This is a genomic window from Pseudomonas sp. Pc102 (assembly GCF_018408275.1).
GTDB lineage: Bacteria > Pseudomonadota > Gammaproteobacteria > Pseudomonadales > Pseudomonadaceae > Metapseudomonas > Metapseudomonas tohonis.
On sequence record NZ_AP021905.1, the window covers coordinates 931,124 to 954,016 of the forward strand.

The following is a 22,893-nucleotide window of genomic DNA, read 5'->3' on the forward strand; positions in this document are numbered from 1 at the left end:
CCGATGCCGCAGCCGATCCGCCTGAAAGACCACGAGAAGGACGCCCGCCTGGTGCGTCGTCGCGTCGTCGTCGGCGCGGTGCTGGTGCTGTTGCTGACCTGCGTGCTGATCGCCCGCCTCTATTACCTGCAGGTGATCCAGTACGAGTACCACTCGACGCTCTCCGAGAACAACCGCGTCCACGTCCAGCCCATCCCGCCGACCCGTGGCCTGATCTACGACCGCAACGGGCTGATCATCGCCGACAACCGCCCGAGCTTCAGCCTGACGGTGACGCGTGAGCGCGCCGGCGACTGGGAGCAGACGCTGGACGTGATCGTCGAGGCGCTGCAGTTGACGCCGGATGACCGCACGCTGTTCGAGAAGCGCATGAAGCAGGGGCGTCGCCCGTTCGAGCCGGTGCCCATCCTCTTCGAGCTGTCGGAGGAGCAGATCGCCCGCGTGGCGGTGAACCAGTTCCGCCTGCCGGGCGTGGAGGTGGTCGCGCAACTGGTGCGCCACTACCCGCAGGGCGCGCACTTCGCCCATTCGGTGGGCTACGTCGGGCGCATCAACGAGAAGGAGCTCAAGGAGCTCGACCCGATCAACTACAGCGGCACCCACCACATCGGCAAGACCGGCATCGAGCGCTTCTACGAGGACACGCTGCACGGCGAGGTGGGTTACGAGGAAGTCGAGACCAATGCCCGTGGCCGTGTGCTGCGGGTGCTCAAACGCACCGATCCGAAGCCGGGCAAGGACCTGGTGCTGACCATCGATACGCGCCTGCAGGAGGCGGCGGAAGCGGCCCTTGGCGGGCGCCGGGGCGCCATCGTGGCAATCGAGCCGTCCAGCGGCGATGTGCTGGCGATGGTCAGCCAGCCGAGCTTCGACCCGAACCCCTTCGTCACCGGCATCAGCTTCAAGCAGTACGCCGAGCTGCGCGACTCCATCGACCGGCCGCTGTACAACCGCGTGCTGCGCGGGCTCTATCCGCCGGGGTCGACGGTCAAGCCGATGGTGGCGGTCTCGGGGCTGGAAGCCGGCGTGGTCACCCCCGAGTCGCGGGTGTTCGACCCGGGCTTCTACCAACTGCCCAACTACGATCACAAGTACCGCAACTGGAACCGCACCGGTGACGGCTGGGTGAGCCTGGAGACCGCGATCATGCGGTCCAACGACACCTACTTCTACGACCTTGCCCACAAGATGGGCATCGACCGCCTGCATGCCTCCATGAGCCGCTTCGGCTTCGGCCAGAAGGTGGCCCTGGACATGTTCGAGGAGACCACCGGGCTCATGCCGTCGCGTGACTGGAAGCGCGCCCGCTACCGCCAGGCCTGGTACCCGGGCGAGACGCTGATCCTCGGCATCGGCCAGGGCTACATGCAGGCCACGCCGCTGCAACTGGCCCAGGCCACCGCGCTGATGGCCAATCGGGGCAAGTGGATCCGCCCGCACCTGGCCAAGACCATCGAGGGCAAGCCGCCGGAAGATCCGAGCCCGATGCCGGACATCACGCTGCGCGACCCGAAGTTCTGGGACTACGCGCGCTCCGGCATGGAGCAGGTGATGCACGGCGCGCGGGGCACCGCCCGCAAGGTAGGCGATACCTCGGTCTACCGCATCGCCGGCAAGTCCGGTACCGCGCAGGTGGTGGCGATCAAGCAGGGCGAGAAGTACGACCGCTCGAAGGTCCAGGAGCGCCACCGCGACCACGCGCTGTTCATCGGCTTCGCCCCGGCCGACAACCCGAAGATCGCCGTCGCGGTCATGGTGGAGAACGGTGAGTCCGGCTCCGGTGTCGCCGCGCCCGTGGTCAAGCAGGTGATGGATGCCTGGCTGCTGGGCCCCGATGGGCAGCTCAAGCCCGAGTTCCAGTCGCCGCAGGCGCCCCTGACCGCCGAGAAGAGCCCGAGCCGATGAACAGCAACTTCGACCGCACCCTGTCCAACGAGGACGTGATGCGCCGCCGCGCCAGCCTGCTGCAGCGCCTGCACATCGATGGCCAGTTGCTGCTGCTCCTGCTGGTGCTGGCCGCCGGCAGCCTGTTCGTCCTCTATTCGGCCAGCGGCAAGCACTGGGACCTGCTGATGAAGCAGGCGTCGTCCTTCGGCCTGGGGCTGGTGGCGATGGTGGTCATCGCCCAGTTCGAGCCACGCTTCCTCGCCCGCTGGGTGCCCCTGGGCTACGTCGGCGGCGTGTCGCTGCTGATCGTGGTCGACATCATGGGCCACAACGCCATGGGCGCCACGCGCTGGATCAACATCCCGGGGGTGATCCGCTTCCAGCCAGCGGAGTTCATGAAGATCCTCATGCCGGCGACCATCGCCTGGTACCTGTCCAAGCGAACGCTGCCCCCCAAGCTCAAGCATGTGGTGGTGAGCCTGGCGCTGATCGTGGTGCCCTTCATCCTGGTGGTGCGCCAGCCGGACCTCGGCACCGCGCTGCTGATCCTCGCCTCGGGGGCCTTCGTGCTGTTCATGGCCGGGCTGCAGTGGCGCTGGATACTCGGCGCGGTCACGGCGGTGGTGCCGGTCGCGGTGGGGATGTGGTTCTTCGTCATGCACGACTACCAGAAGCAGCGGGTGCTGACCTTCCTCGACCCGGAAAGCGACCCGCTGGGCACCGGCTGGAACATCATCCAGTCGAAGGCGGCGATCGGCTCGGGCGGGGTGTTCGGCAAGGGCTGGCTGCTGGGCACCCAGTCGCACCTGGATTTTTTGCCCGAAAGCCACACGGACTTTATCATTGCCGTCCTCGGCGAAGAGTTCGGCCTGGTCGGCGTGTGCATCCTGCTGCTGGTCTACATGCTGTTGATCGGCCGCGGCCTGGTCATCACCGCGCAGGCACAGACCCTGTTCGGCAAGCTGCTGGCGGGCAGCCTGACCATGACCTTCTTCGTCTACGTGTTCGTCAACATCGGCATGGTCAGTGGCCTGCTGCCGGTGGTGGGAGTGCCCCTTCCCTTCATTAGCTACGGCGGAACTTCGCTGGTTACGCTGCTGTCAGGGTTTGGGGTTTTGATGGCCATCCATACCCATCGCAAGTGGATCGCCCAGGTTTGATACGAGTGAATAATTTGAAAATACTGCGCAGCTGGATGGTGCGGGGGACCCTGGGTCTCGGCGGCGTGCTGGGAGCCGCCGCGCCGGCCCTGGCGGGGGACTACGAAGGCAGCCCACAGGTCGCCGAGTTCGTTGCGGAGATGACCCGTGACTATGGCTTCGCCGGGGAGCAACTGGTCAGCCTGTTCCGCGAGGTGGAGCGCAAGCAGGCGATCCTCGATGCGATTTCGCGGCCGGCCGAGCGGGTCAAGCCTTGGAAGGAATACCGCCCGATCTTCATCACCGATGCGCGCATCCAGAAAGGCGTGGCCTTCTGGAACCAGCACGCCGACGCCCTGGCCCGTGCCGAGAAGGAGTACGGCGTGCCGGCCCAGGTGATCGTGGCGATCATCGGCGTCGAGACCTTCTATGGCGGCAACACCGGCAGCTACCGGGTGATCGATGCCCTGTCGACCCTGGGCTTCGACTACCCGCCGCGTGCCGAATTCTTCCGCAAGCAGTTGAAGGAGTTCCTGCTGCTGGCGCGCGAGGAGCAGGTCGACCCGCTCACCCTGAAGGGCTCCTACGCCGGCGCCATGGGGCTGCCGCAGTTCATGCCCAGCAGCTTCCGCGCCTATGCGGTGGACTTCGACGGCGATGGCCACATCGATATCTGGACCAACCCGGTGGACGCCATCGGCAGCGTGGCCAGCTACTTCAAGCGCCATGGCTGGGTGGCCGGCGAGCCGGTGGTCAGCCGCGCCCAGGTGCGTGGCGAGAATGCCGAGCAGGGCCTCACCGAAGGCCTGGACCCGGTGAAGAATGTCGGCGAACTGCGTGCCCTGGGCTGGGCAAGCGGGGATGCCTTGCGCGATGATCTCGCCGTCACGGCCTTCAGGCTGGATGGCGCGGACGGCATGGAGTACTGGATGGGCCTGCCCAACTTCTACGTGATCACCCGCTACAATCGCAGCGTGATGTATTCCATGGCGGTGCATCAGCTTTCAGAATCCTTGGTCAATGCGCGGGGCGGGCGTTAACACATGCGGCAGATGCCGATCAGATTCGCAGCTTACGGTGCCTTGGTGCTGCTGCTCGCCAGCTGCTCCAGCAGCCGTTCCCCGCAGCCGGTACAACAAGGCGGGCCGATCTCCGGTCCTGGCGACTACTCGCGTCCGCACAAGGACGGCGCGCCCTGGTGGGACGTCGACGTCTCGCGGATCCCCGACGCGGTGCCGATGCCGCACTACGGCTCGATCAAGGCCAACCCCTATACGGTGCTGGGCAAGACCTACTACCCGATGAGCGATGCGCGCCGCTACCAGGCCACCGGCACCGCTTCCTGGTATGGCACCAAGTTCCATGGGCAGGCCACCGCCAACGGCGAGGCCTACGACCTCTATGGCATGACCGCCGCGCACAAGACCCTGCCGCTGCCGAGCTACGTCAAGGTGACCAACCTGGACAACGGCCGCACGGTGATCCTGCGCGTGAACGACCGTGGCCCGTTCTACTCCGACCGCATCATCGACCTGTCCTTCGCCGCCGCGAAGAAGCTCGGCTATGCCGAGACCGGCACCGCGCGGGTCAAGGTCGAGGGCATCGACCCCAATGAGTGGTGGGCTGCCCAGGGCCGTCCGGTGCCGATGGTGCTGGCGCAGCCGCAGCAGGTGGCCAAGCCCCAGCCGGCGCCCGCGCCCGTGCAGGTCGCCAGCGCCCCGGTCGAGCAGTACACCCCGCCGCCCGCGCAGCACGCGGCCGCCGTGCTGCCAGTGCAGATCGACGCAAAAAAAAACGGTTCACTCGGAGCATCTGGCCTGTATCTCCAGGTGGGCGCCTTCGCCAATCCGGACGCTGCGGAGCTCCTCAAGGACAAGCTGAGCGGGATGGTGAGTGCCCCGGTATTCATCAGCTCGGTCGTGCGCAATCAGCAGATCCTGCACCGGGTGCGCCTGGGGCCGATCGACACGCAGGGTGAAGCGCAGCAATTGCAGGACAGCGTTCGCCTGGCCAACCTCGGCCAGCCGACCCTGGTGAAGCCGGACTGACGGCTTCGTTCTTTGCCCGCGAGGGCCTGTTAGACCATTAGCAACTTCAGAGAGACGGATGAACATCATCAGCTTTGCGAAACGCCTTCTACTGCCAGCAGCCCTGCTCATCGCCGCGCCGGTCGCCCTGGCCGCCGAGCAGATCGTCCCTTCGCCGCCGCAACTGGCTGCCAAGGCCTATGTGCTGATGGATGCCGCCAGTGGCCAGGTCCTGGTCGAGAACAACGGTGACGAGCGCCTGCCGCCCGCGAGCCTGACCAAGCTGATGACCGCGTACATCGCCACCCTGGAGATCCGCAAGGGCCAGATCGGCGAGAACGACCCGGTGACCATCAGCGAGCACGCCTGGCGCACCGGCGGTTCGCGCATGTTCGTCCAGGTCAACACCCAGGTGTCCCTGAGCGACCTGCTGCACGGCATCATCATCCAGTCCGGCAACGACGCCAGCGTCGCCGTGGCCGAGCACATCGCCGGCAGCGAAGACGCCTTCGCCGACATGATGAACACCACCGCCGAGAAGCTCGGCATGACCGGCAGCCACTTCATGAACGCCACCGGCCTGCCCAATCCGGAGCACTACTCCACCGCGCACGACATGGCCCGCCTGGCCCGCGCGATCATCTACGAGGACCCGGCGCACTACGCCATCTACTCGCAGAAGGAGTTCTTCTGGAACAACATCAAGCAGCCCAACCGCAACCTGCTGCTGTGGCGCGACAAGACCGTGGACGGCCTGAAGACCGGCCACACCGAGGAAGCCGGTTTCTGCCTGGTGGCCTCCGCCGTGCGTGACAACCAGCGCCTGATCGCCGTGGTGTTCGGCACCAACAGCGAGCAGGCCCGTGCCGCCGAGACCCAGAAGCTGCTGACCTACGGTTTCCGTTTCTTCGAGACCAAGACCTTCTACCAGAAGGGCGCCGAGCTGGCCAAAGCCCAGGTCTGGAAGGGCGCTTCGCGCGAAGTGAAGGCTGGCCTGGCCAGCGATCTGACCATGACCCTGCCCAAGGGCCAGCTGCAGAAACTGCAGGCCGCCATGACCCTGTCCCCGCAACTGGTCGCGCCCATCAAGCAGGGCGACGTGATCGGCAAGGTCGAGGTCAAGCTGGACGACAAGGTGGTGCACAGCGCCGACCTGGTCGCCCTGGAGGCCGTCGAAGAAGGTGGCTTCTTCCGCCGCCTGTGGGATAGCATCCGCCTGTTCTTCTACGGCCTGTTCAACTGAGCCGAGCCGTACCAACCGACCTACTGAGCCGACGCCCCGCACCCCACCCGGGTGGCGGGGCGTCCGCATCGCGGACCACGAGTCCGCCGCCGCCATGACCGACGAAACCGACGTACAAGCCCCAAAAATCGAATTCCCCTGCGAGCGCTACCCGATCAAGGTGATCGGCGATGCCGGCGAGGGCTTCTCCGACCTGGTCGTCGAGATCATTCAGCGCCATGCGCCGGACCTCGACGTCACCACCCTGGTGGCACGCGACAGCCGCAACGGCCGCTTCCTCTCCGTGCAGGTACTGATCACCGCCACCAGCGTCGACCAGTTGCAGGCGATTCACGTCGACCTGCGCGCTACCGGCCGCGTGCACATGGTGCTCTAGTGGCGCCCGAGCTCATCGTGCGTCACCTAGGGTTGGCCGAATACCTGCCGACCCTGGAGGCGATGCGCCGGCTCACCGCCGAGCGCGACGACACCACCCCCGACGAAATCTGGCTGCTGCAGCACCCCCGGGTATTCACCCAGGGGCAGGCCGGCAAGGCCGAGCACCTGCTGGCACCGGGCGATATCCCCGTGGTGCAGGTCGATCGTGGCGGCCAGGTGACCTACCACGGTCCCGGCCAACTGGTGGGCTACCTGATGCTCGACCTGCGCCGCCTGGGGCTGGGTGTGCGCGAGCTGGTGACGACCATGGAGCTGAGCCTGGTTGAGCTGCTGGCCGGCTACGGCATCGAGGCGGCGCCCAGGGCGGATGCGCCCGGGGTCTACGTGGCGGGCGACAAGATCGCCTCGCTGGGCCTGCGGGTCAGCCGCGGCTGTTCCTTCCACGGCCTGGCGCTCAACGTGGACATGGACATGTCGCCCTTCCAGCGCATCAACCCCTGCGGTTACGCCGGCCTGAAGATGGTGCAGCTCAAGGAACTGGTCGCGCCGGCGCCGTCCCTCGACGAGGTGGCGCAGCGCCTGGAGCGGATCCTGCGCGAGCGGCTGTACCCGCGCTAGGCGGGTACAAGAAAGGCGCCCGGTGGGCGCCTTTTTCATAAGCCTGGTCTTCCTTCATCGCAACCCGCCCCGGTTTCCCGGGGCGGCCTTGCCGTGGTCGCTCAACCCAGGTTGAGGGCAGGGATGAGGCTCGTGTCCTGGGGCTGGCCCGGCACCGGTACCGGCGCGGCGAGGCCCAGGTTGTTCTTCTCGAACACCCGGTCGGCGCGGTAGCTGGAGCGCACCAGCGGGCCGGCGGCGACTTCCATGAAGCCCTTCTCCAGGCCGATGTCGCGGAAGCGGTTGAACTCCTCGGGGCTGACCCAGCGCTGGACCTTGAGGTGGTTGCGGGTCGGTTGCAGGTACTGGCCGAGGGTCAGGATGTCGACGCCGATGGCGCGCAGGTCGTCCATGGCCTCGATGACTTCCTCGTCGGTCTCGCCCAGGCCGAGCATCAGGCTGGTCTTGGTCAGTACGGAAGGGCGGTGGCGCTTGGCGTGCGCCAGGGCATTCAGGGTCTTCTCGTAGCCGGCGCGGGGGTCGCGCACCTCGTGGGTCAGGCGCTTGACCGTCTCGACGTTCTGCGCGAACACCTCGAGGCCCGAGTCGACCACGCGCTCGATGGCCTGGAGGTCACCGTCGAAGTCGGGCGTGAGGGCTTCCACCACCACATTGGGGGTACGTTCCTTGATGGCGCGCACGCAGGCCGCGTAGTGGCTGGCGCCACCGTCGTCGAGGTCGTCGCGGTCCACCGAGGTCAGCACGATGTAGCGCAACGCCATCAGCTCGACGGACTTGGCAGTGTTCTGCGGCTCTTCCTGGTCCAGCCAGCCATTGGGGTTGCCGGTGTCCACGGCGCAGAAGCGGCAGGCGCGGGTGCACACCGAGCCCATCAGCATGATGGTGGCGGTGCCGTTGGACCAGCACTCGCCCATGTTCGGGCAATGGGATTCCTGGCACACGGTGCTCAGGCGGTGCTCGCCGACGTTGCGCTTGACCGCTTCGAAACGGCTGCCGCCGGGAGCCTTCACCCGCAACCAGCTGGGCTTGGGTTCGAATACCTGGGGTTCGGCCGAGGCGCGGCGCTTCTGGCCATCCTTGATCGCCGTGATGCCCTGGGCATTACGGAACTTCTCGCCACTGGCGACGGGTTTGGACGGGGCTGAATCGGACATCGGAACTGGCTCCGCTAGAGGCTCAGTTGGCTGCCACGGGGGCAAAAAGGGGTGGCGCAGTGTAACACAGCGGCCTGTGTCGGCTGGAGCGAAATGACCGGATGGTCAGCTGCCCGCCTGTACGGTCCGGAGGGGCCCCGGCTGTGGCCGGGCGACCCGTAGCTCCGTTCAGGCGGGGCGCTTCAGCGTGCGCTGCGCAATTGCTCGAGCAGCTGCTGGTTGGGGTAGCCGTCGGCCGGCCAGCCGAGCTGCTGCTGGTAGCCACGGATGGCCTTGCGGGTGTTGGCACCGATGATGCCGTCGGCGGCACCGGGGTTGTAGCCACCGCTGGCCAGGGCTTCCTGCAGTTCGATGCGCTCGGTGCGGCTCAGGGGCTTGTCGCCCTTGGGCCAGGTGCCGGCGATCAGCCCCTGGCCGTCGAAGCGCTGGGACAGCAGGCCGATGGCCAGGGCGTAGGAAGACGAGTTGTTGTACTTGAGGATGGCGCGGAAGTTGTCCAGCACCAGGAATGCCGGGCCGCGGTAGCCGGCCGGCAGCAGCAGGTAGCCGCGCTCCTGGGCCAGGTGCGCGGGCAACGGTACGCGCACGCCCAGCGCCTGCCACTCGGCCACGGTCTTGCGGGTGTCGGTGTCGGCCTGAGCGTAGTCGAAGCCGGCTGGCAGCTTCACTTCGGCGCCCCATGGCTTGCCCTTCTGCCAGCCCGAGGCCTGCAGGTAGTGGGCAGTGGAGGCCAGGGCGTCGGCGGTGGAGTTCCAGATGTCGCGGCGGCCGTCGCCGTCGAAGTCCACCGCATGGGTGTTGTAGGTGGTGGGGATGAACTGGGTCTGGCCCATGGCGCCGGCCCAGGAGCCACGCATGCCGGCGGGCTTGATGTCGCCGTGCTGGATGATCTCCAGGGCGGCGATCAGCTGGGCGTGGGCGAAGGCCGGGCGGCGACCTTCGTAGGCCAGGGTGGCGAGGGAGCGGATCACCGACTTGTCGCCCATGAACTGGCCGAAGCTGCTTTCCATGCCCCAGACGGCCACCAGGGTCTGGCGGTCGACGGCGTAGCGCTGCTCGATGGCGTCGAGTATCCGCGCGTGTTCCGCCAGCAGGGCCTGGCCCTTGCGCACGCGGTACGGCGACATGGCCCCTTCGAGGTATTCCCAGACCGGCCGGGTGAACTCGGGCTGGCTCTGGTCGGCGGTGACCACGGCGGGGTCCGGTTCGACGCCCTGGAGGGCCTGGTCGAAAATGGTGGCGCGGATGCCGGCGGCCAGCGCTTCCTGGCGGAAGCGGGCACGCCATTGCTCGAAGGTCTCCTCGGGCAGCACTTCGGGTGCGACCGGCGGCTGGGCAGGGGAGGCTTGGGCGGCGGGTTGCGCCGGGGCGCTGGCCAGGGGAGCGGAGGTGTTCGGGGTGTCGGCGCAGGCGCTGAGGACTGCGAGGGTGGTGGCCACTGCCAGGCTGCGGAGGATCAGGCCGGGTACGGGGGCGAGGAGCATGGGGCGGTCTCGACAGCTGCAAAAACAAGCCGCGACCTTAACACGGATGACTCTTTTCAGGCGGCCAGAAGCGAAGAAGCCTCCCAGTTACGGGAGGCTTCGCGGCGGTAGCTGCCTTTGCCTTTCAGTGGCTGTTCCTGGCGGCTGCGGAACAGGGGCTGGGCGACGATGCTCTTCGCCTTGTTGGGTTTCTTGCGTTGCTTGGCCATGGCCGACTCTCCACTGGGCGCCTGCGGGGTTGCAGGCGCGCGCATCTTGCTCCCGCATGCGGGCGATGTCCAGTGTCAGGCGGCGGGGATGGGCAGGCGCTGGCCGGCGAGGCTGAGCGCGAGGTGTGCGAGGCCGATCCACGGATCGCCGGCGGCCTGGCCCTTTATCTGTGCATCGATGCGCTGGGCATCGCTGAGCAGTTGGTTCCAGCGCGAGGCGGGATGACGTTGCAGGGCACGGCTGACCAGGGGGCGGCGCTTGTCCCACACCGGCGGGCGGGCGGAGGCGAAGGCTTTCTCCAGCGGCACGCCCTGGGCGTACTGCTGGGCGATGCCGGCCAGCTGGCGCAGTTCGCGGGCCAGCGCCCATAGGATCACGGGGGTTTCCACGCCTTCGCCGCGCAGGCCTTCGAGGGTGCGCAGGGTATGCGCGGCCTCGCCGTTGAGCGCAGCGTCGATCAGGCCGAAGACGTCGAAGCGGGCGCTGTCGGCCACTGCAGCCTGCACGGTGGCGGCGTCGATCTGGCCGCCTTCGGCGAGCAGCTTGAGCTTCTCGATCTCCTGGGCGGCGGCCAGCAGGTTGCCTTCGACCCGGGCGGCGATCAGGTCGACCGCCTCCTGGTTGGCGGCGAGACCGGCCTGGGCCAGGCGCTGGCGTATCCATTGCGGCAGCTGGTGGGCGTCCACTGGCCAGATCTGCAGGAACTGGGCGTTGGGACCGTCGATCAGGGCCTTGGCCCATTTGGTTTTCTGGGTGCTGCCGTCCAGCTTGGGCAGGCTTACCAGCAGCAGGGTGTCTTCCGGCGGACGCGAGAGGTATTCGAGCAGCGCGGCGGCGCCCTTGTCCCCGGGCTTGCCGTTGGGAATGCGCAATTCGATCAGGCGCTTGTCGGCGAACAGCGAGAGGCTGGCACCGGCTTCATGCAGCTGCCCCCAGTCGAAGCTGGCCTCGACGTTGAAGACCTGGCGTTCGTTGAAGTCGCGCTCGCGGCAGGCCGTGCGGATGGCATCGCAGGCTTCCTGGCACAGCAGCGGCTCGTCGCCGCTGACGATGTAGACAGGGGCGAGGTTGCCTTGCAGGTGCTTGCTGAGTTGGGCGGCGTTGAGCTTCATGGGCAGGGGAAATGACCGGGGCCGCAATAGCGGCCCCGTGCACCTTACTTGACGGGCAGTTGCAGCGGGGATTGCTGCGGCTTGGCTTCTTCGGCGCGACGCTCGGCTTCCAGGGCGTCGGCTTCGGCCTTGGCCTTGGCTTCGGCTTCGGTCTGCAGCTGATCCAGGCGCTCGGGCGTGATCAGTTGCAGGCGCATGGCCAGTTGCTGAACCAGCTCGCGGCGCATTTCCTCGCGCAGCTGGTTGGACTCCTGGTCGGAGCCGATCAGGTTGTTGCTGTCGTGGGTGTAGTAGCGCTGCACGTCCATGCGGTCGCTGAGCAGCAGCAGGTCCTTGTTGCCACGGATCTCGTAGTCGAGGGTGACGTTCAGCTCGTACTCGGCGCTACGCGCGGAGCCGGTGTAGGTGGCGGTGCGCTGGTCTTCCTTCTCGCGGGTGAGGACCAGGGTGTAGGGCGCGCCGGCGTGGACGTTGACGTCGCTGTTCTCCAGCAGCTCGCGGACCTGCTTGACGGTCTCGCCGTAGCTGTTGCGGCCGGTGACGTCGATTTCCTTCAGGGCGAACCGGGTGTCGCCGGTGCCGCGCAGTTGAAAGCCGCAGGCACTGAGCATCACGGCCAGACCCACGACCAGCAGATTCCGTTTCTTCATTTCTGTTTTCCCCTTGGCGAACGTACCGGTGCCGCGCTCCACACGCGGCCCCGGGCTCAATCAGTTGGCGACGATGTTGACCAGCTTGCCGGGCACCACGATGACCTTGCGGATGGTCAGGCCTTCGGTGAAGCGCAGCACGTTCTCGTTCTCCCGCGCGGTGGCCTCGACGGCTTCGCGGCTGGCGTCGGCCGGTACGTCGATGTGCCCGCGCAGCTTGCCGTTGACCTGCACCACCAGTTGCAGGCTGTCCTGCACCAGGGCTTCGGCGTCGACCTTGGGCCAGCTGGCGTCGATCACCGGGTCGGCATGGCCCAGCTCGCGCCACAGCTCGTGGCTGATGTGCGGGGTGATGGGCGCCAGCAGCAGGGCCACGGTCTCCAGGCCTTCGTGCAGCAGGGCGCGGTCCTGGTCGGTGTCCTGGGCGGCTTTCTCGAGCACGTTCATCAGGGTCATCACGGCGGCGATGGCGGTGTTGAACTTGTGGTGCTGGCCGACATCCTGGCTGGCCTGCTTGATGGCCAGGTGGATGGCGCGGCGCACCTCTTTCTGGGCGTCGTTCAGGCCGGCCTTGTCCAGGCTGCCCGGCAGGCCGGCGTTGACGTGGGCCTGGCCCAGGCGCCAGACGCGGCGCAGGAAGCGGCTGGCCCCTTCGACGCCGGAGTCGGACCACTCCAGGCTCATGTCCGGCGGCGAGGCGAACATCATGAACAGGCGGCAGGTGTCGGCGCCGTAGGCGTCGATCATGGCCTGCGGGTCCACGCCGTTGTTCTTCGACTTGGACATCTTCTCGGTGCCGCCGATTTCCACCGGCTGGCCGTCGCTCTTCAGGCGCGCCCCGATGACCTTGGCCTTGGCGTCGCGCTCGACCTCGACATCGGCCGGGTTGAACCAGTCTTTGCCGCCGTTGGCGGTGGTGCGGTAGTAGGTCTCGGCGACCACCATGCCCTGGGTCAGCAGGTTCTTGAACGGCTCGTCGGAGCTGACCAGGCCTTCGTCACGCATCAGCTTGTGGAAGAAGCGCGCGTAGAGCAGGTGCAGGATGGCGTGTTCGATGCCGCCGATGTATTGGTCCACCGGCAGCCAGTGGTTGGCGGCGGCGGGGTCGACCATGCCCTTGTCGTAGGTGGGCGAGGCGTAGCGGGCGAAGTACCAGGAGCTCTCCACGAAGGTGTCCATGGTGTCGGTTTCGCGCTTGGCCGCAGCGCCGCATTTCGGGCAGCTGCATTCGTAGAACTCGGGCATCTTGGCCAGCGGCGAACCGGCGCCGTCCGGCACCACGTCCTCCGGCAGGACGACGGGCAGCTGGTCCTCGGGGACCGGTACGTCGCCGCAGCTCGGGCAGTGGATGATCGGGATCGGGCAGCCCCAGTAGCGCTGGCGGCTGATGCCCCAGTCGCGCAGGCGGAACTGGGTGCGGGCCTGGCCGAGGGATTTCTTCTGCAGGGCCACTTCGATGGCGTCGAAGGCACCGGGGAAATCCAGGCCGTCGAATTCGCCGGAGTTGATCAACTGGCCATGCTCGCCATAGGCGGGCTGCCAGGGCGCGGGGGTTTCGTCGCCGGCGCTGGTGCGCACCACCGGCTTGACCGGCAGGCCGTACTTGGCGGCGAACTCGAAGTCGCGCTCGTCATGGGCGGGCACGGCCATCACGGCGCCTTCGCCGTAGTTCATCAGGACGTAGTTGGCGACCCACACCGGCAGCTTCTCGCCGGTCAGCGGGTGCTCGACGAGCAGCGGCGTCGGCAGGCCCTTCTTTTCCTGGGTGGCGATGTCGGCTTCGGCGACGCCACCGCGCTTGCACTCGTCGATGAAGGCTTGCAGTTCGGCGGCCTTGTCGGCCGGCAGCTTCTGCAGGGCGATCGCGGCCAGCGGGTGCTCGGCGGCCACGGCCACGTAGGTGGCGCCCATCAGGGTGTCCGGACGGGTGGTGAAGACCTTCATCGCCCCGGCCTGGCCGATGCTGGCCTGGTCGTAGGGGAAGCTGACTTCCATGCCGCGGGACTTGCCGATCCAGTTGCGCTGCATGGTCTTGACCTGCTCGGGCCAGCCCGGCAGTTCGTCGAGGCTGGAGAGCAGCTCATCGGCGTAGGCGGTGATCTTGAAGTAGTACATCGGGATTTCGCGCTTCTCGATCAGCGCGCCCGAACGCCAGCCACGGCCGTCGATGACCTGCTCGTTGGCCAGCACGGTCTGGTCCACCGGGTCCCAGTTCACGGTGCCGTTCTTGCGGTAGATCACGCCCTTCTCGAACAGGCGGGTGAACAGCCACTGCTCCCAGCGGTAGTAATCCGGCTTGCAGGTGGTGACCTCGCGGGACCAGTCGATCGCCAGGCCCAGGCTTTTCAGCTGGGACTTCATGTAGGCGATGTTCTCGTAGGTCCACTTGGCGGGGGCGACGTTGTTCTTCATGGCGGCGTTTTCCGCCGGCATGCCGAAGGCGTCCCAGCCCATGGGCTGCAGCACGTTCTTGCCCTGCATGCGCTGGTAGCGGGCGATCACGTCGCCGATGGTGTAGTTGCGCACGTGACCCATGTGCAGCTTGCCGCTCGGGTAGGGGAACATCGACAGGCAATAGAAGGTGTCCTTGCCGGGCTGTTCGCTGACTACAAAGGATTTCTGCGAATCCCAGTGGGATTGCGCGGCGGCTTCGATTTCGCGGGGCTGGTAGTTTTCGTGCATGGCTACTTGCGCTGAGAAATGGGCATTCAGAAGGGTCGCTGTCCGGGGACCGGTGGGCCTGATCTGAAAAGGAAATTCAAGCGCCGTAGCATACATGACCCCCCTTGGCTGAGGGAAACCCTGATTGACCGCCGCCAGGCCCCGGCCCACCGTTTGTCGCGGCACCCTGTAGGTTCGACGCCTGGCGCTAAGCTATTCATTAGCTTTGCAAAAGTCGGATGCGGTAACGAGGTGTCGTTGGATGGGCGAGATGCGGCGAGCGGAATCGGCGAGCGGGCTCTACGAGCGGCTGCTGCATCGCCTGGCGCTCGCGCTGGACGAAGCCGACACCGCCATCCGCCTGCGTGACGAAGACCCCCGCGAGCTGGAGCTGAAGGGGCTCAGCCCCGCCGAGCTCGAGCTGATCCGCGCCTACCTCGACAATGACCTGCACTGGCTGCGCGGCTGGCACGCGGCGGCCGAAGAGCTCGCGCTGATCGAGCAGCAACCGGCCAGGCCCAAGCTCACCCGCTCCGCTGCCAAGCCCCCGGCCACGCCTGTTCGCGTAGCCAAGCCCCTGTTCAAGCGTCGCCAGCAACTGGTCTGCGCCCTTTGCGGGGCAGCCGCCAGCTGGCAGCGTGGCCAGGGCGTGCAGGCCTGCCCGGCCTGCGGCTCGCAGCTTTTCCGTACCGGTAATCCCCGTTAGGCTTCGCGCACCTTCTGGAGGTGCTCGAATGCCCATTCGCTATTTCTTCAAGCAACTGCTGCTGCCGCCGGGTGGCCTGCTGCTGCTCCTGCTGGCCGGCTGGTGGCTGCGCCGCCGTAGCCCGCGCCTGGCGCTGTGCTGCTTCGTGCTTGGTTTCGGTGGCCTGTGGGCGATGAGCCTGCCGGTGGTGGTGCAATGGTCGGCACGCGCGCTGGAGACCGAAAAGCCCCTGGCCGAGAGCGAGCTCAAGGACCTGCCCGCCCGTGCCCAGGCCATCGTCGTGCTCGGCGCGGGGCGCATGCGCGGCGATCCCGCCTGGGGCGAGGACCAGCCCAGCCTGCTGGCCACCGAGCGTGTGCGCTATGCGGCGCGCCTGGCCAGGGCCAGCGGCCTGCCGGTGCTGACCTCCGGCGGGCTGCATTACGGCACCCCGCCCAGCGAGGCGGCGATCATGGCGCGGACCCTGGAGTCGGAGCTCTCGGTGCCGGTGCGCTGGCAGGAAGGCAGCAGCCGCACAACCTGGGAGAACGCCGTGGAGAGTGCGCGCATCCTCAAGGCCGAGGGAATCGACAAGGTGGTATTGGTGACCCAGGCCTTCCACATGCAGCGGGCGCGCTGGTGCTTCGAGAAAGTCGGCCTGGAGGTGGTGCCGGCGCCCATGGGCGCCTATGGGGTTCCCCCCGGCGACCCGTTCGGCGGCTGGCTGCCCGAGGCGCCGGCAGTGTGGAAGAACGGCATGCTGTTCAACGAATGGATCGGGCTGCTCGCCTATCCGCTGGCCTATCGCTGAAGTGGCGTCGTTCCCGGGCCGAAGCCCGGGCTACGCAGCCGCCATGATCTGCCGGGTCACACCGTCTTGGCGATGCGGCTGGCCAGCAGGGCCCAGCCGAACAGCAGGCCGCAAAGAATGACCAGCGGCCAGGCGCGCCATTTGAGGTAGGGCGTTAGCTCCTGCATCGGCACCACTTCACCGTAGAGGGTGGCTTTCTCGAACTGCGGGATGCGTTCGGTGATCTGGCCGAAGGGGTCGATCAGCGCGGTGACGCCGTTGTTGGTGGCGCGGATCATCCAGCGGCCGGCTTCCAGCGCGCGCATCTGTGCCATCTGCAGGTGCTGCAGCGGGCCGATGGAGGTGCCGAACCAGGTGTCGTTGCTCACGGTCAGCAGCAGCTCGCTGTTGGCGGAGAGCCCTGCGGCGAACTCGGGGTAGACCACCTCGTAGCAGATGAACGGCGCGATGCGGTAACCCTTGGCCAGCAGCGGCTCCTGGTCGGTCGGGCCGCGTGCGAAGTCGGACATGGGCAGGTCGAAGAAGGCGATCAGGCCGCGCAGCACGTCCTGCAGGGGCACGTATTCGCCGAAGGGCACCAGCTTCTGCTTGAGGTAGGTGCCTTCGCCTTCGCCGATCACGGTGATGCCGTTGTAGTAGCGCTTCTCGCCGCGCTCGTTGGCCTGGCGGATCGGCACCCCGGTGATCAGGGTGGCCTTGCGTTCGAAGGCGAAGCGGTTCATCACCGACAGGTAGCCCTCGGCGTATTCCTTGAGCACCGGCACGGCGGTTTCCGGCCAGATGATCAGGTCGGCCTGCTCGGCGCTGAAGGTCATGTCGCGGTACAGCGCAAGCTGGGCGTTGAGCTGGGCCGGGTCCCATTTCATGTTCTGTTCGACGTTGCCCTGCAGGGCCGCGACCTTCAGCGGTTCACCGGCGGGCCTGGTCCAGGCGTGGCCCTTCAGGGCCTGGCCGGCGATCCAGGGACCGACCAGCAGCACCACCCCGGCGGCGAGGAAGGCCGGGCGTGCGCGCAGGCGCACGAGGTTGACCAGCAAGGCGGCGGTCAGTGCCAGGACGAAGGACACCAGCCACATGCCGCCCACCGGGGCGAGCCCGGCCAGGGGCGCGTCGAGCTGGCTGTAGCCGGCGTAGAGCCAGGGGAAGCCGGTGAGGAACCAGCCGCGGAAGGCTTCCTGGGCCAGCCACAGGGCGGCGAAGGCCAGGGCGTCGGCCAGGGGCGCTTCGCTGCGGCGGAACCAGCGCGCCCAGACGATGGCGGGCAGGGCGAAGAACAGGGCCACGCCGGCGCTGAAGCCGCCGGTGAGGAAGGCTGCCAGCGGCACCGAGGCGGCGCCGTAGTCGTGGATGCTGACGTAGATCCAACTGGTGCCGGCGATGAACAGGCCGAAGCCGTAGCACCAGCCGCGGACGAAGGCCGCCTTGGGCGCGAGGTCGCGCAGGCCCAGGTAGAACAGTGCCAGGGACAGCAGCGAGATGGGCCAGATATCGAAGGGCGCGAGGGCCAGCGGGGTGAGCGCGCCGGCCGCCAGGGCCAGCAGGTTGCCCGGCCAGCCGGGGCGGGTGATCCAGTTCATGCACAGTCCTTGGGCTTGGTGGCGCGGGGCGCCCGGGAGTTCGTCGCGGCGCAGTCTAGCCGGGCCACGCCCGCGCCGGGAAGCGGCGGGCGTGGTGGCGCATCAGCGGGACAGCGGGGTGAGGCGCAGCAGGTGCAGGCGACGGCTGTCGGCGTTGAGCACGCGGAAGCGGAAGCCCCCGATCTCGGTGATCTCGTTGCGCTTGGGCAGGTGGCCGAAGGCGCCCATCACCAGGCCGCCGACGGTGTCGAACTCGTCTTCGGAGAAATCGGTCTCGAAGAACTCGTTGAAGGCGTCAACCGGGGTCAGCGCCTTGACGATGAAGTCACCGCTGGGCAGCGGCTTGATGTAGCTGTCTTCCTCGACGTCGTGCTCGTCCTCGATGTCGCCGACGATCTGCTCCAGCACGTCCTCGATGGTCACGAGGCCCGCCACGCCGCCGTATTCGTCGATGACCACGGCCATGTGGTTGTGGTTGGCGCGGAACTCCTTGAGCAGGACGTTGAGGCGCTTGGACTCGGGGACGAAGGTCGCCGGGCGCAGCATGTCCTTGATGTTGAAGGGGCGCTCCGGGTCCTGGAGGATCAGCGGCAGCAGGTCCTTGGCCAGGAGGATGCCCATCACGTCGTCCAGGCCTTCGCCGATCACCGGATAGCGCGAGTGCGCGGCGTCGATGATCGCCGGGAGGAATTCCTTGGGGCTCTGGTTGGCCTTGATGCTGATCATCTGCGAGCGCGGCACCATGATGTCGCGTACCTGAAGGTCGGCGACCTGGATCGCACCTTCGACGATCGACAGGGCTTCGCTGTCCAGCAGCTTGTTCTGGTGCGCTTCGCGCAGGAGCTCCAGCAGCTCCTGGCGGTTCTTCGGCTCATGGGCAAAGGCCTGGGTCAGCTTTTCCAGCCAGGACCTGTGCCCGTTGCTCGATCGATCTTCGCTCATATGTCCTTGCTCGGTGCCTTTCTCATTCGTCATCGCGATAGGGGTCGGGGTGGCCCAGTTCAGCCAGCAAATCCCGTTCCAGTGCTTCCATTTCCTCGGCTTCCTCGTCCTCGATGTGGTCGTAGCCGAGGAGATGCAGGCAGCCGTGGATGACCAGGTGCGCCCAGTGGGCTTCAGGCGACTTGCCCTGCTCGGCGGCTTCGCGTGCCACCACGGGGGCGCAGATCACCAGGTCGCCGAGCAGCGGGATGTCCAGCAACTCGTCGGGTACGTCGGCGGGGAAGGACAGCACGTTGGTGGCGTAGTCCTTGTGTCGCCAGGTGTGGTTCAGTTCGCGGCCTTCGGGCTCGTCCACCAGGCGGATGGTCAGCTCCGAGTCGGCGCTGCGCTGGCGCAGGGCCAGTTCGCACCAGCGGCGGAAGTCGGCTTCAGCGGGAAGCGCGGGGGCTTCGCTGGCCAGTTGCAGGTCGAGTTCAAGCATCGGCGTCGATCGCACCCGGGTCGTTGTCGGCAGGCTTGGGCTTGGGCTGGTTGCGACTGTCGTAGCGGTCGTAGGCTTCGACGATGCGCTGCACCAGCGGGTGGCGCACCACGTCCTGGGACTTGAAGTGGGTGAAGGCGATGCCCGGCACGTCCCGCAGCACGTCGATCACGTGGGTCAGGCCGGAGCGGGTGCCGCGCGGCAGGTCGACCTGGGTGATGTCGCCGGTGATCACGGCCGTGGAGCCGAAACCGATGCGGGTGAGGAACATCTTCATCTGCTCGAGGGTGGTGTTCTGACTCTCGTCGAGAATGATGAAGCTGTTGTTAAGGGTGCGGCCGCGCATGTAGGCCAGCGGAGCCACTTCGATCACCTGCTTCTCGATCAGCTTGGCCACCTGCTCGAAGCCGAGCATCTCGTACAGGGCGTCGTAGAGCGGGCGCAGGTAGGGGTCGATCTTCTGCGACAGGTCGCCGGGCAGGAAGCCGAGCTTCTCGCCCGCCTCGACCGCCGGGCGCACCAGCAGGATGCGGCGCACTTGCTCGCGCTCCAGCGCATCCACGGCGCAGGCGACGGCGAGGTAGGTCTTGCCGGTGCCGGCCGGGCCGATGCCGAAGTTGATGTCGTGGTCGAGGATCGACTTCACGTAGCGCTGCTGGTTGGCGCCGCGGGGACGGATCATGCCCTTGCGGGTGCGCAGGGCGACACCGGTGTCGGCCTTGGCGGGGGTGGCCAGCTGCTCCATGCCGGTTTCCTGGAGGAACAGGTGGACCATGTCCGGTGACAGCTCGGTGGCTTCGGTTTCGCGGTAGAGACGGCGAAGGAGGTTTTCCGTGGCCTGGGTACACTGCGGCTCGCCGACCAGTTCGAACTGGTTGCCACGGTTGCGTATCTCGATGGCCATGCGCTGTTCGATCAGCCGCAGGTGCTCGTCGAATTGGCCGCACAGGTTGGCGAAGCGACGGGCTTCAAAGGGGTCCAGGGTGAAACGGTGCAAATCCAGGGGTGCGTTCAATGTCGTCTGTATGTGGCCGCCGAACGGCAGGGATAGGAAAGGAAGAATAAACCCAGGTGCCCGACTGTGAAAGCTCGGGCACCTTGGAATTCAGTGCAGGGTCCCTTCGATCAGGGTGCCGCGCAGCGAGTGGGGCAGGGCGTCGTCGATATGGACGTCGACGAACTGGCCGATCAGGCGCGGGTTGGCGCTGCGGAAGTTGACGATGCGATTGTTCTCGGTGCGGCCCTGGAGCATGCCCGGGTCCTTCTTGGAGAAGTCGCTCACCAGGATGCGCTGGGTGCTGCCGACCATCCGTCGGCTGATCTCGAAGCCCTGCTGGTGGATGCGCCCCTGGAGGATCTGCAGGCGCTGCTTCTTCACTTCGTCCGGCGTGTCGTCCACCAGGTCGGCGGCCGGTGTGCCGGGGCGCGAGCTGTAGATGAAGGAGAAGGAGAAGTCGAAGCCGACGTCTTCCACCAGTTTCATCGTCGCTTCGAAGTCCTTCTCGGTCTCGCCGGGGAAGCCGACGATGAAGTCGGAGCTGATGCAGATGTCCGGCACCGCGGCCTTGAGCTTGCGGATGCGGGATTTGTACTCGAGTGCGGTGTGGTTGCGCTTCATCGCCGCGAGGATGCGGTCGGAGCCCGCCTGTACCGGCAGGTGGACGAACTTGACCAGTTCCGGCACCTCGGCGTGGGCCTGGATCAGCGCGTCGGAGAACTCCAGCGGGTGCGAAGTGGTGTAGCGGATGCGCTCGATACCGTCGACGGCGGCGACCACGCGGATCAGCTCGGCGAAATCGGCGATGCGCCCGTCATGGGTGGTGCCGCGGTAGCCGTTGACGTTCTGGCCGAGCAGCGTGACCTCGCGCACGCCGTTGTCGGCGAGGTGGATGACCTCGGCCAGCACGTCGTCGAAGGGGCGGCTGACTTCCTCGCCCCGGGTATAGGGCACGACGCAGAAGGTGCAGTACTTGCTGCAGCCTTCCATCACCGAGACGAAGGCGCTGGAGCCATCCACGCGCGGTTCCGGCAGGCGGTCGAACTTCTCGATCTCGGGGAAGCTGATGTCCACCTGGGGCGTGCGGGTGCTGCGTGCGGCGTCGATCATCTCCGGCAGGCGGTGCAGGGTCTGCGGGCCGAAGACCACGTCGACGTAGGGCGCGCGATCACGGATGGCCGCGCCTTCCTGGCTGGCGACGCAGCCGCCGACACCGATCACCAGGTGCGGATTCTGCTGCTTCAGGTCACGCCAGCGGCCGAGCTGCGAGAACACCTTGTCCTGCGCCTTCTCGCGGATGGAGCAGGTGTTGAGCAGGATGACATCGGCGTCTTCGGCGCGCTCGGTCACTTCCAGCGCCTGGTGTTCGCCCAGCAGGTCGACCATGCGCGAGGAGTCGTACTCGTTCATCTGGCAACCGTGGGTCTCGATGTAAAGCTTCTTGGCCATGCACGTTCGTCGGGTGGTTCGAAGAACCGCGCATTATAGTCGGCAGGGCCCCGGCTTCCTAGCGTTGACCGTCCGGAGCCGTGCTATGCTTCGCGCCCCTCGAACTTCCCCCTCCTGCCGCCTCCTCCATGACCAAGCGCGAACCCATCTACAAGGTGATCTTCCTCAACCAGGGCCAGGTGTACGAGATGTACGCCAAGCAGATCTACCAGAGCGATCTGTGGGGGTTCCTGGAGGTGGAGGAATTCGTCTTCGGCGAGCGCACCCAGGTGGTGGTCGACCCCAGCGAAGAAAAGCTCAAGGCCCAGTTCGAAGGCGTGGTACGCAGCTTCGTGCCCATGCACGCGATCATCCGCATCGACGAAGTCGAGCGCCTTGGCACGCCGAAGATCAGCGAAGCCAAGGTCACCGGCAACGTCATGCCGTTTCCCATGCCGATGCCAGACAAAAGCAGCTGAAAGTTGCAAGCGGCAAGCTTCAAGTAAAAGCATCCCGGCTTGGAGCTTGGAGCTTGGAGCTTGGAGCTTGGAGCTTGGAGCTGCGGCGTAGCTGCTAGTGCGTAGGATGGGTAGAGCGTAGCGAAACCCATGCTGCCGATGCTCGGCATGACTCCGAAGTGGTGGACCGGTAAACGTGGTCCAACCCTACATCCAGATTCCGAAAACATATAAGCCCGGGAGTTGACGATCTCCGTCGAGCCCTCAGGCTGCGCCGCTTGCCGCTTGCCGCTTGCCGCTTGCCGCTTGCCGCTTGCTGCTGCGGCGCAGCCGCTAAGGCAACGGCGCGAAAGGCGAGCCGCCGTCGGCGGTCTGCAGCTCGATCAGGTAGTTGCGGAAGATCTGGCCCAGCACCTGGGTGGCGATCTCCAGCTCGTCGGCACGCATCTGGCCGGAGACCATGTCGGCGGTGTCCATCGCTTCGTCCGAGCCGTTCACCGCAGCCATCTTCAGCACGATATAGGCCTGCACATTGCTGGCCGGTACGCCTTCGCCACGGAAGAACATGTTGCCGAGACGGAACTGCGCCTGGGCGTTGCCTTTCAGGGAGGCCTGCTCGAACCAGTTCAGCGCCTGGTGCAGGTCGCGGGGGGTGCGCTTGCCGTCGTAATAGAACTCGCCCAGCTCGTACTGCGCCTCGGTGTCGCCGGCCTTGGCGGCCTGCTGGCAGTTGGAGAGGGCTTCCTGCTGGTCTTCGGGTTGCGTATTCAGGCTGCAGCGCCCGGTGGCCGGGATCAGCAGGGAGTTGCCGCCGGCTTCGGCCAGCAGCGGGGAGAGGAGCAACAGGCTGCCCAGGGTCAGGATGCGGCCGGTGCGGTTCATGAAATCACAACGCCTCGAAAAGCAGTGCGGGCGACGGGCCCGGCCGGCGAAACGCGCCGACCGTCACAT

At 66.7% G+C, this 22,893-nt stretch carries 22 protein-coding genes; 10 read left to right on the forward strand and 12 right to left on the reverse strand.

Annotation, left to right across the window (positions count from 1 at the left end):
- Positions 1-3: 3 nt before the first annotated feature.
- From mrdA to lipB, 7 genes are all read left to right on the forward strand, one after another.
- Positions 4-1,905 (forward strand): penicillin-binding protein 2, encoded by a 1,902-nt coding sequence (mrdA, locus tag PHLH3_RS04445; protein ID WP_213628356.1) that lies wholly within the window; start codon positions 4-6, stop codon positions 1,903-1,905.
- A gap of 38 nt (positions 1,906-1,943) precedes the next feature.
- The gene (gene rodA / locus PHLH3_RS04450) at positions 1,944-3,047 is read left to right on the forward strand and encodes a rod shape-determining protein RodA (protein ID WP_173178514.1); all 1,104 of its coding nucleotides are present in this window, start codon (positions 1,944-1,946) and stop codon (positions 3,045-3,047) included.
- 14 nt (positions 3,048-3,061) lie between these two features.
- Positions 3,062-4,066, forward strand: a complete 1,005-nt coding sequence (mltB, locus tag PHLH3_RS04455; protein ID WP_213628357.1) for a lytic murein transglycosylase B — start codon at positions 3,062-3,064, stop codon at positions 4,064-4,066.
- Positions 4,067-4,069: 3 nt separating this feature from the next.
- Entirely contained in the window at positions 4,070-5,074 is a 1,005-nt protein-coding gene (locus PHLH3_RS04460; RefSeq protein WP_111261511.1) for a septal ring lytic transglycosylase RlpA family protein, read from the forward strand.
- Positions 5,075-5,132: 58 nt separating this feature from the next.
- Positions 5,133-6,296: a D-alanyl-D-alanine carboxypeptidase family protein gene (locus PHLH3_RS04465; protein ID WP_173178480.1), complete on the forward strand. Its 1,164-nt coding sequence runs from the start codon at positions 5,133-5,135 to the stop codon at positions 6,294-6,296.
- A 94-nt stretch (positions 6,297-6,390) separates the two neighbouring features.
- A complete protein-coding gene (locus PHLH3_RS04470) occupies positions 6,391-6,672 on the forward strand; it encodes a DUF493 domain-containing protein (RefSeq protein ID WP_111261509.1) in 282 nt (93 codons plus the stop codon).
- On the forward strand, positions 6,672-7,292 hold the full coding sequence (gene lipB / locus PHLH3_RS04475) for a lipoyl(octanoyl) transferase LipB (RefSeq protein ID WP_213628358.1): 621 nt from the start codon (positions 6,672-6,674) through the stop codon (positions 7,290-7,292). The genes PHLH3_RS04470 and lipB overlap by 1 nt, the downstream gene beginning before the upstream one ends.
- A 101-nt stretch (positions 7,293-7,393) precedes the next feature.
- On the opposite strand, the gene lipA is transcribed toward lipB, so the two are convergent.
- The 6 genes from lipA to leuS all read right to left on the reverse strand — a co-directional run bounded on the left by lipA (position 7,394) and on the right by leuS (position 14,584).
- On the reverse strand, positions 7,394-8,446 hold the full coding sequence (gene lipA, locus PHLH3_RS04480) for a lipoyl synthase (RefSeq protein WP_111261507.1): 1,053 nt from the start codon (positions 8,444-8,446) through the stop codon (positions 7,394-7,396).
- A 182-nt stretch (positions 8,447-8,628) separates the two neighbouring features.
- Positions 8,629-9,930: a lytic murein transglycosylase gene (locus PHLH3_RS04485; protein ID WP_213628359.1), complete on the reverse strand. Its 1,302-nt coding sequence runs from the start codon at positions 9,928-9,930 to the stop codon at positions 8,629-8,631.
- Positions 9,931-9,986: 56 nt separating this feature from the next.
- A complete protein-coding gene (arfA, locus tag PHLH3_RS04490) occupies positions 9,987-10,139 on the reverse strand; it encodes an alternative ribosome rescue factor ArfA (RefSeq protein WP_044410741.1) in 153 nt (50 codons plus the stop codon).
- 75 nt (positions 10,140-10,214) lie between these two features.
- Positions 10,215-11,252: a DNA polymerase III subunit delta gene (gene holA / locus PHLH3_RS04495; protein ID WP_213628360.1), complete on the reverse strand. Its 1,038-nt coding sequence runs from the start codon at positions 11,250-11,252 to the stop codon at positions 10,215-10,217.
- Positions 11,253-11,296: 44 nt separating this feature from the next.
- On the reverse strand, positions 11,297-11,902 hold the full coding sequence (lptE, locus tag PHLH3_RS04500; protein WP_213628361.1) for an LPS assembly lipoprotein LptE: 606 nt from the start codon (positions 11,900-11,902) through the stop codon (positions 11,297-11,299).
- A 60-nt stretch (positions 11,903-11,962) separates the two neighbouring features.
- Positions 11,963-14,584: a leucine--tRNA ligase gene (gene leuS, locus PHLH3_RS04505; protein WP_213628362.1), complete on the reverse strand. Its 2,622-nt coding sequence runs from the start codon at positions 14,582-14,584 to the stop codon at positions 11,963-11,965.
- A 241-nt stretch (positions 14,585-14,825) separates the two neighbouring features.
- Between leuS and PHLH3_RS04510 the strand changes: the two genes are divergently transcribed.
- Together PHLH3_RS04510 and PHLH3_RS04515 are read left to right on the forward strand one after the other, a co-directional pair.
- A complete protein-coding gene (locus tag PHLH3_RS04510; RefSeq protein ID WP_213628363.1) occupies positions 14,826-15,269 on the forward strand; it encodes a hypothetical protein in 444 nt (147 codons plus the stop codon).
- Between the two features lie 28 nt (positions 15,270-15,297).
- A complete protein-coding gene (locus PHLH3_RS04515; protein WP_213628364.1) occupies positions 15,298-16,059 on the forward strand; it encodes a YdcF family protein in 762 nt (253 codons plus the stop codon).
- Positions 16,060-16,115: 56 nt separating this feature from the next.
- Here the strand turns inward: PHLH3_RS04515 and lnt are convergent, their stop codons facing one another.
- The 5 genes from lnt to miaB all read right to left on the reverse strand — a co-directional run bounded on the left by lnt (position 16,116) and on the right by miaB (position 21,505).
- Complete coding sequence (gene lnt, locus PHLH3_RS04520; RefSeq protein ID WP_213628365.1) at positions 16,116-17,636, reverse strand: apolipoprotein N-acyltransferase; 1,521 nt, start codon at positions 17,634-17,636, stop codon at positions 16,116-16,118.
- Between the two features lie 102 nt (positions 17,637-17,738).
- Positions 17,739-18,578, reverse strand: a complete 840-nt coding sequence (locus PHLH3_RS04525; RefSeq protein ID WP_173178490.1) for an HlyC/CorC family transporter — start codon at positions 18,576-18,578, stop codon at positions 17,739-17,741.
- Positions 18,579-18,600: 22 nt separating this feature from the next.
- A complete protein-coding gene (gene ybeY / locus PHLH3_RS04530; RefSeq protein ID WP_213628366.1) occupies positions 18,601-19,059 on the reverse strand; it encodes an rRNA maturation RNase YbeY in 459 nt (152 codons plus the stop codon).
- On the reverse strand, positions 19,052-20,074 hold the full coding sequence (locus tag PHLH3_RS04535) for a PhoH family protein (protein ID WP_213628367.1): 1,023 nt from the start codon (positions 20,072-20,074) through the stop codon (positions 19,052-19,054). Before PHLH3_RS04535 ends, ybeY begins: the two co-directional genes overlap by 8 nt.
- A gap of 90 nt (positions 20,075-20,164) precedes the next feature.
- Positions 20,165-21,505 carry a tRNA (N6-isopentenyl adenosine(37)-C2)-methylthiotransferase MiaB gene (gene miaB, locus PHLH3_RS04540; RefSeq protein WP_213628368.1) on the reverse strand — a complete coding sequence of 447 codons (1,341 nt, stop codon included), beginning with the start codon at positions 21,503-21,505 and terminating at the stop codon, positions 20,165-20,167.
- A 128-nt stretch (positions 21,506-21,633) separates the two neighbouring features.
- Between miaB and PHLH3_RS04545 the strand changes: the two genes are divergently transcribed.
- A complete protein-coding gene (locus PHLH3_RS04545; RefSeq protein WP_111261495.1) occupies positions 21,634-21,963 on the forward strand; it encodes a DUF1820 family protein in 330 nt (109 codons plus the stop codon).
- Between the two features lie 312 nt (positions 21,964-22,275).
- Here PHLH3_RS04545 and PHLH3_RS04550 read toward each other — a convergent pair whose 3' ends face one another.
- On the reverse strand, positions 22,276-22,824 hold the full coding sequence (locus tag PHLH3_RS04550; protein WP_111261494.1) for a tetratricopeptide repeat protein: 549 nt from the start codon (positions 22,822-22,824) through the stop codon (positions 22,276-22,278).
- Positions 22,825-22,893 lie beyond the last annotated feature (69 nt).

Bases quoted from the DNA above. Each gene is read 5' to 3' on its own strand.
- lipA (WP_111261507.1), bottom strand. From the start codon at position 8,446: ATGTCCGATTCAGCCCCGTCCAAACCCGTCGCCAGTGGCGAGAAGTTC.
- PHLH3_RS04510 (WP_213628363.1), top strand. From the start codon at position 14,826: ATGGGCGAGATGCGGCGAGCGGAATCGGCGAGCGGGCTCTACGAGCGG.
- lnt (WP_213628365.1), bottom strand. From the start codon at position 17,636: ATGAACTGGATCACCCGCCCCGGCTGGCCGGGCAACCTGCTGGCCCTG.
- lptE (WP_213628361.1), bottom strand. From the start codon at position 11,902: ATGAAGAAACGGAATCTGCTGGTCGTGGGTCTGGCCGTGATGCTCAGT.
- PHLH3_RS04545 (WP_111261495.1), top strand. From the start codon at position 21,634: ATGACCAAGCGCGAACCCATCTACAAGGTGATCTTCCTCAACCAGGGC.
- rodA (WP_173178514.1), top strand. From the start codon at position 1,944: ATGCGCCGCCGCGCCAGCCTGCTGCAGCGCCTGCACATCGATGGCCAG.
- ybeY (WP_213628366.1), bottom strand. From the start codon at position 19,059: ATGCTTGAACTCGACCTGCAACTGGCCAGCGAAGCCCCCGCGCTTCCC.
- holA (WP_213628360.1), bottom strand. From the start codon at position 11,252: ATGAAGCTCAACGCCGCCCAACTCAGCAAGCACCTGCAAGGCAACCTC.
- mrdA (WP_213628356.1), top strand. From the start codon at position 4: ATGCCGCAGCCGATCCGCCTGAAAGACCACGAGAAGGACGCCCGCCTG.
- arfA (WP_044410741.1), bottom strand. From the start codon at position 10,139: ATGGCCAAGCAACGCAAGAAACCCAACAAGGCGAAGAGCATCGTCGCC.
- PHLH3_RS04485 (WP_213628359.1), bottom strand. From the start codon at position 9,930: ATGCTCCTCGCCCCCGTACCCGGCCTGATCCTCCGCAGCCTGGCAGTG.
- PHLH3_RS04550 (WP_111261494.1), bottom strand. From the start codon at position 22,824: ATGAACCGCACCGGCCGCATCCTGACCCTGGGCAGCCTGTTGCTCCTC.
- PHLH3_RS04465 (WP_173178480.1), top strand. From the start codon at position 5,133: ATGAACATCATCAGCTTTGCGAAACGCCTTCTACTGCCAGCAGCCCTG.
- miaB (WP_213628368.1), bottom strand. From the start codon at position 21,505: ATGGCCAAGAAGCTTTACATCGAGACCCACGGTTGCCAGATGAACGAG.
- leuS (WP_213628362.1), bottom strand. From the start codon at position 14,584: ATGCACGAAAACTACCAGCCCCGCGAAATCGAAGCCGCCGCGCAATCC.
- PHLH3_RS04525 (WP_173178490.1), bottom strand. From the start codon at position 18,578: ATGAGCGAAGATCGATCGAGCAACGGGCACAGGTCCTGGCTGGAAAAG.
- PHLH3_RS04515 (WP_213628364.1), top strand. From the start codon at position 15,298: ATGCCCATTCGCTATTTCTTCAAGCAACTGCTGCTGCCGCCGGGTGGC.
- PHLH3_RS04470 (WP_111261509.1), top strand. From the start codon at position 6,391: ATGACCGACGAAACCGACGTACAAGCCCCAAAAATCGAATTCCCCTGC.
- PHLH3_RS04460 (WP_111261511.1), top strand. From the start codon at position 4,070: ATGCGGCAGATGCCGATCAGATTCGCAGCTTACGGTGCCTTGGTGCTG.